A 1,032-nucleotide genomic window follows, 5' to 3' on the forward strand; every position below is an offset into this window, starting at 1 on the left:
ACCTCGCCACCGCCTCCCTCGGGTTCGATGGTGAGAAGATCACCGCCGCCGAAGCCCGAAGGATGGCGTGCAACGCCGACCTCGTCCCAGTGGTCCTCGGAACGGACTCAGAGATCCTCGACCTCGGCCGCACCGCCCGGCTGGCGCATCCGATCCAACACCGCGCACTCCGCCTACGAGACAAGTGCTGCCAAGCAGAAGACTGCGACGCACCAGCCGCCTGGACCGAAGCCCACCACCTCAAACCCTGGGGCGAAGGTGGAAAGACAGACCTCGCGAACATGGTCCTGCTGTGTGCGAGTGACCATCACCGGATCCACGATCCGAACTACACCTATGACCGGCTGCCTGACGGGCAGATCCGGTTCACCCGCCGCGCCAATATCTGACCCGCATCCTGCGCTACCGGTGGTCGAGCCTGTCGAGACCCCACCCCGGAGATCGAGCCTGTCGAGACCCCTCGTCGAGCAACGCCGACCCGGTCTGTTGCGCCCCTCAAACCGATGTTCCGGAGAGGGTGGTCTCGACAAGCTCGACCTCCGGGGGTGTCTGGGGCTCAAGGCGATCGTTCGCGGAACGGACTGTGTTGGTCTCGACACGCCTTCGCCCAGGGCTCCGGCGGCTCGACCAGCGGGGCGAGCGGTTTCTGCCCCGACTCGACGTCAGCTCTTTCGAAACCTCATGAGCCCGCGCCACACCCCTCGCCGCCGCCCCGATATTGGCGGAATCTTTTCTCGATCGGGTGCCGAGTCAAGGACCGCAAAGCGGCCGGCGAAGCCGGCGCCCGAAGGGCGTCCTTGACGCGGCGCGTGATCGAGAAACACTCAGAGATCGGGTCGGCGGCGAACCTGGGAACGAAAAACGCAGTCGCTGACCAATGTCCGCACGACGGGTGGTCTCGACAAGCTCGACCACCGGGGCCTGGGCCGGCCAGCGGGGCGAGGGGTTCGTGCCCTGGCTCGACGTCGGCTCTTTCGAAGACACATGAGCCCGCGCCACACCCCTCGCCGCCGCCCCGATATAGGCGGAATC

At 66.4% G+C, this 1,032-nt stretch carries 1 protein-coding gene; it reads left to right on the top strand.

Annotated features, from left to right (window positions below; genetic code table 11):
- Window positions 1-389: HNH endonuclease signature motif containing protein (locus IEY81_RS23890; RefSeq protein WP_189120997.1), on the top strand; the 389-nt coding region annotated here is incomplete at its 5' end.
- Window positions 390-1,032: the final 643 nt, after the last annotated feature.

Source organism: Nocardioides luteus, from assembly GCF_014648595.1.
GTDB classification, from domain to species: domain Bacteria; phylum Actinomycetota; class Actinomycetes; order Propionibacteriales; family Nocardioidaceae; genus Nocardioides; species Nocardioides luteus.